This window comes from Nonomuraea terrae, assembly GCF_044465245.1.
Lineage (GTDB): Bacteria > Actinomycetota > Actinomycetes > Streptosporangiales > Streptosporangiaceae > Nonomuraea > Nonomuraea terrae.
Map to the genome: position 1 here is coordinate 652,425 of NZ_JBITLL010000009.1, position 8,791 is coordinate 661,215.

Annotated in this window: 8 protein-coding genes; 5 read left to right on the forward strand and 3 right to left on the reverse strand. The window is 69.2% G+C overall.

The features are described from left to right. Positions 1-98 precede the first annotated feature (98 nt). Complete coding sequence (locus ACIBP6_RS45325; protein ID WP_397061258.1) at positions 99-1,430, forward strand: hypothetical protein; 1,332 nt, start codon at positions 99-101, stop codon at positions 1,428-1,430. Here the strand turns inward: ACIBP6_RS45325 and ACIBP6_RS45330 are convergent. Then, positions 1,427-1,807 (reverse strand): cell division protein SepF, encoded by a 381-nt coding sequence (locus ACIBP6_RS45330; RefSeq protein ID WP_111178444.1) that lies wholly within the window; start codon positions 1,805-1,807, stop codon positions 1,427-1,429. The genes ACIBP6_RS45325 and ACIBP6_RS45330 overlap by 4 nt on opposite strands. Before the next feature lie 168 nt (positions 1,808-1,975). Here ACIBP6_RS45330 and ACIBP6_RS45335 point away from each other — a divergent pair, with 168 nt between their 5' ends. Then, on the forward strand, positions 1,976-2,740 hold the full coding sequence (locus ACIBP6_RS45335) for a PhzF family phenazine biosynthesis protein (RefSeq protein WP_397061260.1): 765 nt from the start codon (positions 1,976-1,978) through the stop codon (positions 2,738-2,740). A 50-nt stretch (positions 2,741-2,790) separates the two neighbouring features. On the opposite strand, the gene ACIBP6_RS45340 is transcribed toward ACIBP6_RS45335, so the two are convergent. Next, on the reverse strand, positions 2,791-3,846 hold the full coding sequence (locus ACIBP6_RS45340; protein WP_397061262.1) for an alpha/beta fold hydrolase: 1,056 nt from the start codon (positions 3,844-3,846) through the stop codon (positions 2,791-2,793). A 228-nt stretch (positions 3,847-4,074) separates the two neighbouring features. Here ACIBP6_RS45340 and ACIBP6_RS45345 point away from each other — a divergent pair, with 228 nt between their 5' ends. After that, on the forward strand, positions 4,075-4,260 hold the full coding sequence (locus tag ACIBP6_RS45345) for a hypothetical protein (protein WP_397061264.1): 186 nt from the start codon (positions 4,075-4,077) through the stop codon (positions 4,258-4,260). A gap of 910 nt (positions 4,261-5,170) precedes the next feature. Here the strand turns inward: ACIBP6_RS45345 and ACIBP6_RS45350 are convergent. Further along, positions 5,171-6,124: a GNAT family N-acetyltransferase gene (locus ACIBP6_RS45350; protein WP_397061295.1), complete on the reverse strand. Its 954-nt coding sequence runs from the start codon at positions 6,122-6,124 to the stop codon at positions 5,171-5,173. A gap of 312 nt (positions 6,125-6,436) precedes the next feature. Between ACIBP6_RS45350 and ACIBP6_RS45355 the strand changes: the two genes are divergently transcribed. After that, positions 6,437-7,225: a helix-turn-helix domain-containing protein gene (locus tag ACIBP6_RS45355; protein WP_397061266.1), complete on the forward strand. Its 789-nt coding sequence runs from the start codon at positions 6,437-6,439 to the stop codon at positions 7,223-7,225. 464 nt (positions 7,226-7,689) lie between these two features. Then, positions 7,690-8,118, forward strand: a complete 429-nt coding sequence (locus ACIBP6_RS45360; RefSeq protein WP_397061268.1) for a DUF3592 domain-containing protein — start codon at positions 7,690-7,692, stop codon at positions 8,116-8,118. The last annotated feature ends 673 nt before the right edge of the window (positions 8,119-8,791 follow it).

Genomic DNA, 8,791 nt, shown 5'->3' on the forward strand with positions numbered 1-8,791 from the left:
CCGTTCCGACGTGGGCGCGCCTCCACCGGGTTGGCGCGCCCCAACCACTAGGCTTTACGCGGTCATGAACTGAGGCCGAAATGGGGGAGTTCTCTGCCTTGAGCACTGACCTGACTGTGGGCCCCCAAGCAGCGCCGGAGGTGCATCGCTACGCCGAGGCCCTCCTGGCTCACCTCGCCGCCAAGGGTTCCGCCCCTCCTGCCCCGCCGAGCTTTCGCGACGTCCCCGGCTACTGGCTGCCCCCGGCCGTCGAAGCCCTTGTCGCCATCCTCTCCGGCGAAGACCCGCTTGAGCCGCTGAGCCGGGCCGCCGGTCGCGACCAGCAGCAGACGGCGCTCTTCCTCTGCCTGGCCCTCGCGGTGTCCGGCCAGGGCGGCCGCATCCACGCCTCCTGGCTCGGCACCGCGTTCGGCGAGCTCTCCCTCGACCGCCCGGTCACGCACGGTCAGCGCTCGCTCTGGCTGGCCGCCGCCCGGGGGGCGTACGGCCCCGCCGGCAAGATCTTCGTGCTGCGCAAGCTCGACGCGCTGGCCGTCCAGGAGCACACCGAGCCGCACCAGTGGGTTCAGGCGATCGCGCCCGGCGAGCCGTCCGTCGTCGTGCCGCCGTCGCTGGCCGACTTCCCCGAGATGGCCGAGATTCCCGAGCTGGCCAAGCCCGCCGTGGCGGCCGCCCGCCTGGCCCGGCTGCGCGGACGATGCGCCGAGATCACCTCGCCGCGGCAGACCGAGCAGGGCACGCCGGCCCCGCTCGACAACAGCTCCAGCAGCCCGGCGTCGGCCTGGGCCGAGAACGAACCGCTCGCCGTGCTGCGCTCACTGATCGGCCAGGGCGGGCCCGCCGGGCCCATGGCCTCGCTGAGCACGTACCTGCTCGACGACCTGCGCCCCGGCGCCGACCCGCACCTGGCGGCGATCGCGCTGCACGTGGCGGCGCCGATCCTGCGCGGTGTGGCCGAGGAGCTCGAAGCCGACAGCCGGCTCGAACCACCCGAAACCCTGACGGTGCCGCTGCTCGGCCACCGCATCCTGCTCCGCCCCGAAGGCCCCGACCAGACCTCGCTGGGCGCCGCCGAAGAGTCGATCCGCACCGAAGGCATGGTGCCCCGCGGCCGGCCCTGGGCGGCGATGGTGCTGATCGTCGCCGGCGTCGCCTGCCTGATCGCCGCGGTGCTGGTCAGCCATCTGATCGCCGCGGCCGGCGTCGCCATGATCGGCCTGGCCGGCTGGCAGCTCTGGCAGCGCCGCAGACTCGCCGAAGCCGACGCCCGCTACGTGGACGGCCAGGTCAACGAGCTGAAGGAGCTCGCGGAAGGCGCCGTCTGGGCCCTGCACGCGTACGCCCGCGAATCGGACGCACGCGCGAAGCAGGCCGCGACGGACGCCACCGAGCTGACTCGGCTCATCCGTCGCGGCCCGCGCGCTGCTTAGGTGGTCTCGATCTCTACGTGAGCCGGCGCGAGCAGGAAGACCCGCTCAGCGATCCGCTCGATCCGGCCCTCACACCCGAAGGCCAGCCCGGCGGCGAAGTCGACCATCCTCGTCGCCTCGGACATCGGCATGCCCGTGACATCCATGATCACCGTTTGGCCGTCACGGAAATGCTGACCGATCAACGGTGCGTCGTTGTACTTGAGCGGCTGGACCATCACGATGCGCGAGGAGTCGACGTTCGCGCGCCACCGTCGGGCGGCTCGCTCCGTCGCGGGGACGTACTCGTCCTCGTACTGCTCGTCGTCGTAGCCCTCGTCGTAGTGATCGACCCCGCTCAGGCCAAGGTAGCTCACCACCTTGCGCACTGCCCCCATCGGCTTGTCCTTTCCTCAGGAACTCACCGTAATCGGCACGTCCCTACACATTGGACGGTAACCGACGATTCCGCATTCGCCACGCGACACGCCCAGCCCTAATTCCATTTTGTACAGCTTGCAGCCCGCTTGCAGCTGGATATCCAGCCCCCCTATAGCATCGGCTCCATGCGCCTGTTCACCGTCGACGCCTTCACCGACACAGCTTTCAAGGGTAATCCTGCGGCGGTCTGCCTGCTGGACTCTCCGGTTACTGACCGATGGATGCAGAGCGTGGCGACCGAGATGAACCTCTCCGAGACGGCCTTCCTGCTCGGAGATTCCCTGCGGTGGTTCACACCGGCCGTCGAGGTCACTCTATGTGGTCACGCTACTCTGGCGACCGCACATGTCCTGTATTCCACCGGTGCGGCGACCGGGCAGCTGGAATTCACCACGGCCGGCGGCACGCTCACCGTGAATCAGCTCCCCGACGGCGGCATCACGATGGATTTCCCGGCCAAGGACGTGACCCCTGTCCCCGTTCCGGAGGGGCTGGAGAAAGCACTCGGCGTGACGCCGGTGAGCGTCGGAAAAAGCGCGCTCGACCTCCTGGTGGAGGTCGACTCCGAGGAAACGGTACGGTCGCTCACGCCCGATATCGCGGCTCTGTCCGCAGTCGAGGCAAGAGGCGTCATCGTCACCGCTCGTGGAACGGAGACCGATTTCGTGTCCCGTTTCTTCGCCCCGAACGTGGGCGTCCCGGAAGACCCGGTGACGGGCTCGGCGCATTGCGCGTTGTCGCCGTACTGGTCGGCCCGCCTCGGCCGCGACTCCTTGGTGGGCGCGCAACTCTCCGCACGGGGCGGCACCGTCCACGTCCGCCACGCCGGCACCCGCGTGCACCTGGCGGGAAAGGCCGTCACCATTCTCTCCGCCACCCTCCACACCTGACCCTGCATCCGGCCCCATGAGCTGGATGGCACATCAAGAATGGACACGGCTCATTCTTTCGTCGAGTCCGTTCCCGGGGAGTGGGTCGCGGTGAAGGTCAGAAGGGGTGCGGCGGTCAGCGCCGGATCCTCGAGCATGGGTGAGTGTCCGACCCCGGGCAGCAGCTCGACTCTCGCACCCGGCACGGCGCGGTAGTCGTCAGCGGATGACGATCGCCATCTCCGATCTTCCTTGCCGAAGATCACCAACAGCGGCCTGCCCACGGCGGTCAACCGTTCGGGAAGCGGACGCTGCATCAGGTAGTCGTCGGCTGCCTGCGACGTCGCGGTGTACGCGTAGTAGGTCGTGCCGTGCGCGTCGTCCACGAGCTGCTGCGGGATCTCGTAGCCGGGGCGGCTGAACCCGGTGCTCATGACCTGGCGGATCAGGCTGTCGGTCCGAAATCGCCACAGCAGGTGTCCGACGACGGGGGCGGACATGAGCCGGCCGCCGAGCCCCTGTGCGACGAAGGCGTCCAGGCGGGGCCCGGTGTTGACGAGCGCGAGCGCGGTCACCAGGTCGCGTCGTTGCTCGGCGAGGGCGGTGGCGACCGAGCCGCCGGTGGAGTGGCCGACCACTATGGCGTGCTTCACGCCGAGCCGGTCGAGCGCCGCGCCTACCCTGCGTCCCTGCTCCGGGATCTCGTAGCCGCGGCCAGCCGGTTTGGCGGACCGGCCGTGCCCGAGCAGGTCGATCCGGATGACGCGATGAGACCTCGCCAGCGTCGGAACCAGCGGGTCCCACCACCGAGTCGACCCGCCGAACCCATGGATCAGCACGAGCGCCGGAGCATCGCGCGGGCCGTCCTGACGCACGTGGACGTTCCCGCCGTCGAGAGGCAGGATCGAAGTCCCGGTGGCCTCGGCGCTCTGCCGCCCTACCGCCGCCGCGTTCGCAAGGAGTCCGGCTACGGAGAGGAGAACGGCCGAGGCGATCAGCCGACGCCGCCGGCGGCGCCCCGGCCGGCTCACGTCAGCCCGCGGATCGACATCGTCGGAACGGGCCGGCTTTCGGGGAAGAGTCATGAGCCCACTGTCGCTCTCCATGCGCGCCGGAGGCTTGGACAAATGTTCCCGCCGGCCGGCCAGTCGAGTTGGTGTGCTGAGTCCCGCTGGTGCCGGACTTGGCAGTCGGGAGATCGGTGACGACGAGGGTCATCGGCTGTCACAGATCGTGCGGCGGGGCACCCGAAGTACACAGGCGACCGCCCGTGCCCGAAGGTCAAGAAGATCTGCGAAGTCCAGTACGGTCTGTGGGGTCTGTCGACACTCGTCGATTTCCTGCTCGCCGAGGGGATGGTCGACGGCACCTCCCGCGAGGGCCCCTGGGGCCTGCTCCGTGACGCAGGCGTCTCGTTTCACCGCCGGAAGGCATCCCGCGATCCGGACTACGCGGCCAAGAAGGCCCGGGTCGAACACCTGTCGGCGATCGCCGGCGGCGAGGTGATACCCGATGACGGTCGTTTCTGTTCGGTCCGCTGAACCTGATGCCGCATCCTGGCCGGCACTTGGGCCGCGATCCAAGGACTCCGACCGATGGGCGACTTGGGCGGCGCACCCCGCAGAACGACTCCAGCCTCGGCTCGAACCCGGTGGACTCGGCGAGCGCCCGCGAAGCCGCGGCAACCGCGCCCGCCCTCCAGCCGCGACGGATGCGCCACCAACAGCCCACCGGCCGGCCGGAATCCACGGCGGCGGCGAGCAGCCGGGCAGGTCGGCGTCCCACTCCTGCCGACAGCCCGCGCAGCAACAGATCTCCCGCCACCGCGGCCGAACGCGGCACCGTCTGGCAGTAGAGCAGGTCCAGGAACCGACCGGCGCCAGCGCGGTCGCCCAGCGGACGACACCACGCGAAGCCAGTGCGAGCGCGCTGTGGCCGCCCAACGCGTTGCCCGCCCCGTACGGCTCCCGAACACGCGCACAAACGACAAATCGCGCCCTTGCCGCCGCGCCGCCTACAGCCGCGACGACGGCGTCGGGCACCTGTTCGCCGCCTACGTCCTGACTCGCGACCGACTGTTCGGGGAGGTCAAGACCCGCAAGGAGCGCAGCCGGCTCCTGGAGCTCTGCCGCAACCCGCGCAGCCTGTTTCCGCCGGACCACCTGATCGGCTGCGACAACTACGCCCGCACCTGTCCACCCGCGTCGGCCAGCACGTCGGCGACTGGGCGACGGCCGACAACGTGGAGGTCGCCCCGGCGAACTGCACATGGCTCACCCGCATCGAAGCCCACCACGCTGCAACTTCGCCCTGGACAGCGACCACCGCAGCCACAAAGCGCCAGGCAGCATGACCCGCCGCTCCATCATCCGGCAAACCGCCACGCCGACGCCCGCGCTACGTCAGGTCGTCGCCAGAGCCAACGTGGCCTGACCGGAGAACGACCAGTTCTCAGCCCGCGGTCTTGGTCTTGATGAGCGGCGCGTCCCGCGTGAACTCCCGGAAGCCGACGCTGTAGTACAGCCCGCGCGCCTGGGGATGCCCCGGCGCACCCAGGCAGGCGACCGTCATATGGGTGGCCCCGGCCGCCCGCGCCAGATGCATCCCGTGCAGGAGCATCGCCCTTCCCAGCCCCCGACGCCGGTAGTCCGGATGCGTCCCGACCGGCTCGAACTCAGCGGTCTTGTTCACCTCGTCGAGCCACATGATCGTGGAGGATGCCATCGTCCCGTCCGGCGCCTCCACCAAGATGTGCAGGTCGCCGCGGTACGCCGCCGTCCGCCGGACGCCCTCGTAGCTCTCGGCCGTGTACGTCGAGGGACCCCAGGCGTCCAGATGGGCCTGGACCGCGGCCTCCGGCCCGGCCTCCTCGGCTGTGCGGAACCGGAATCCGTCGGGCAGCACCGGCTGTTCCACGTCGGTGAGATCCCGCTCGTTGAGCTGGGTCCAGGAGCCGGTGTCGCCGAGCGAGGCCGGGTCGGTCTCGTAGCCGTGCGCCGCCCATCGCTGCAGGGCGAACTCATCGGCGGCGCACGGCAACACCGTACGCTCGATGTCCGGCGCCGTAGCGTCGTACCAGTCGATCACCTCGTCGACCAGCCCGGCGTGGTCGGGATGGACTTGATACGCCAGATAGGCGCCGGTGATGTCCTTGACCGTCCCGTCGCTCCGCCTCACCTGGCGCGGAAGATGGGCCCAGCCCCACGCCACCAGATCCCCGCCGGACGACCACAGCCGACGCCGCCAGCTCGCGCCGTCGGCGGCGTGCCCCTTTCCCCAGTTCCAGGCGAGCTCGCCGAACGACGCGTCGCTGTTCACCAGGTCCGGGCGGGTGGCGGTGACGCGCTGCGCCAGACCCTGCATGAGCCGCAAGTCCGCAGCGGTCACGAACTCGATATTCGTCATGGTGCGCCACTGTGTCAGGACTCCGCAAAGCCGGTCGAACGGTTTTCCGGGCCGCCGCGCGCGGCAGGCAACAACACGACGCGCGAAGCGCGTCGGCATGGCTGCGGAGCCGATGGCATGCCGGACGGCCATGTCCCTCGATCATGCCGACCGGCTACGGACATCGACCGGCGCGCGTCACCATCTACAAGCGAACGTCGCCTCTGCGGCACTTAGCATGTGATGATGCGGTCCACCGCACACGAACGTGACGATGTGGCTGTTTGGGACGTTGCACCTCCGGAGCGGCCCAGCCGAGTGGCTGGGGTCAGCATGGCCGGGTTCCGCGCCCGTGACATGGCCGCGCTCGGCCACCGGATGGTCCCGCACCCGGCCGTGACGCTGGCTCTGGAGTTCGGCGCCGGTCAGCCCATCGTGAACGATGCCTCCGGGCGGCAGCAACGGGGAAGTCTCGTCGCCGGGCTCGGGATCGGCTTCGGCGGCGCGATCTGGGTGCGCGGCGAGAACGTCGAGTGCGTACAGGTGCGTCTGTCCCCGGTGGTAGCGCGCGCGGTCCTGGACGTCTCCCCGTCCGACCTGGACGGCTCCATGGTGGCCCTCGACGATCTGTGGGGCCGCGAGGCGTCGCGGATCCGCGAGCAGCTCGCCGCTGTCTCGTCGTGGAAAGATCGCTTCGCGTTGACGGACGCGTTGCTCTTACGCCGACGTGAGTCAAGGTCGTCGTCCGTGGACCCGGAGGTGGCCTGGGCCTGGCACCGGATCGTGGCCGGCCGTGGCCTGGTCCGGGTCGACAGACTGGCGGCCGAGGTCGGATGGAGCCGCAAGCGCCTGTGGTCCCGGTTCCGCTCGCAGATCGGCCTGCAGCCCAAGCGCGCCGCGAAGCTCGTCCGCTTCGACCATGCCGCCCACCGCCTGGCCGTAGGCGAAAGCCCATCCCGAGTAGCCGCGGAGTCCGGCTACACCGACCAGTCCCACCTACATCGAGACGTCGTAGCCTTCACCGGAGTGACCCCGGCAACCGTGGCGGACGAACCATGGCTGGCGGTCGACGACATCGCCTGGACCAGCCACCCGACACCCACCCGACCCCTCGGCTCCTAGCCGCCGGCCCGCCCGTCCCGCGGGGCACCGTCCTCGGACGGCTCGACCCGGACTGCGCCGACAAGACCACCGCCGCGCATCCACACCACCCTGCTCAAGCCGACGCCGACCGCACTACGGTCGCCGTATTCGGCGTCGCGCGCGAAGCTGACCGGCTGCCTGTCTTTCGGCGTCCATTGCGGGGAGGCGAGCCGCGTCCGTCCGTCGGTATTCCGGTCCCGCTTCAGCGGACGCCACCTCATCGGTTACCGGATCTCGTGGTGTCGGGTGTGGGCCCTCTCGCTGCGGTTCTGGACCTTTACGCTTAGGCGCCCGCGTCCGTCGACCCACTCATCGCGCGTGTCGCATCGGTCGTACCGATGGCCCGCGTCGCTGACCGCGCCCTCACGGCCTTCCGCTTCGCCACCTCAGTGTGGCCTAAGAGCCTGGCCGTACGTGGCATCCCGCGGGGTAGCGTGATGGCCGTGGACCCGACAGCGGATCCGGCATCCAGCGCCACTCCCTTCAGCGCCGTCGTCTTGGGCCTGGTGCTCGTGGCGTTCGGCGGATGGCAGCTGATCAGCGCACGGAGAATCCGTGCCCGTGGTGTGCGGGTCCCCGGTGTGGTCATCGGCTACAAGCAGGTCGCAGGTGGTGGCGAAGAGCCCTTGTCTCGGCCGGTCTTCCGCTTCACCACGCTGGAAGGCCGCGAGTTGAAGGTCACATCGCGAACCGGTGAACCCAGGGGATATCTGCCGGATGAGCGAATCGAGGTCCTGTACTACCCGCAGAAGCCGGAGCGTGCCCACATCGACAACGCCGGGCAGCGCCGATCCACCATGGGGTGGATCGTGACCACTATGGGAGTCTTCGTCTTGGCCGTGGGCGTGCTCGGCTTCCTCGACGTCAACTAGGCCTACATGTAGCCCGCGATCGCGGCGTCCTTCGATCACATGCGAAATCCTGGTGAAAGCCGCGGAGTGCTGCAGACGATGGCGCCGCCCGGAGCAGTTCTTTCGGCGCCGACCGCTTGTCGCGATTCCACCGCAGGTCTCACCGGGTCCGGTCTCCGGACGCCTTCCCATTACTGGCCTCCCGTTCACTGAACCATCCCATGGTGGCCACATACACGATCGCCGCCAGGAATCCCCGACAGTCGACCCGCCCTCTCACGGCCGCGTGCACGCCGACGGAACCAAGCGCTGGAACACCTCCCACAACACATCGGGCACCAGCCGCTGAAGGAACGCATCCACGCAACGATCAGACGACTGATCACCGCATGCGCCACGCTCCACATTGCTGCTGCGACGGCCTGGCGTTGGCCCGCTGCCGGTGACTGTGCCTACTGCGTCTGACCGGCGGGCTGGTAGTGGGTGAGGACATACCCGCCGCTCTGTATACGACTCCCTCCAGAACCACGGTCGTTCTGGGAAGGTCCGCGTCGCAAAGTTGTGCAGCGATGGCGAGGCAGAAACCCGAAAAACAAAAGAAAGGGCCCCACACCGAAGGCATGAGACCCACACAAACCGACACGCCAGACAGCCGACGCATCCCTTCCCGCACCGACAAAGCCGGAACACGCCG

Bases quoted from the DNA above. Each gene is read 5' to 3' on its own strand.
- ACIBP6_RS45335 (WP_397061260.1), top strand. From the start codon at position 1,976: ATGCGCCTGTTCACCGTCGACGCCTTCACCGACACAGCTTTCAAGGGT.
- ACIBP6_RS45345 (WP_397061264.1), top strand. From the start codon at position 4,075: ATGGTCGACGGCACCTCCCGCGAGGGCCCCTGGGGCCTGCTCCGTGAC.
- ACIBP6_RS45350 (WP_397061295.1), bottom strand. From the start codon at position 6,124: ATGACGAATATCGAGTTCGTGACCGCTGCGGACTTGCGGCTCATGCAG.
- ACIBP6_RS45330 (WP_111178444.1), bottom strand. From the start codon at position 1,807: ATGGGGGCAGTGCGCAAGGTGGTGAGCTACCTTGGCCTGAGCGGGGTC.
- ACIBP6_RS45355 (WP_397061266.1), top strand. From the start codon at position 6,437: ATGGCCGGGTTCCGCGCCCGTGACATGGCCGCGCTCGGCCACCGGATG.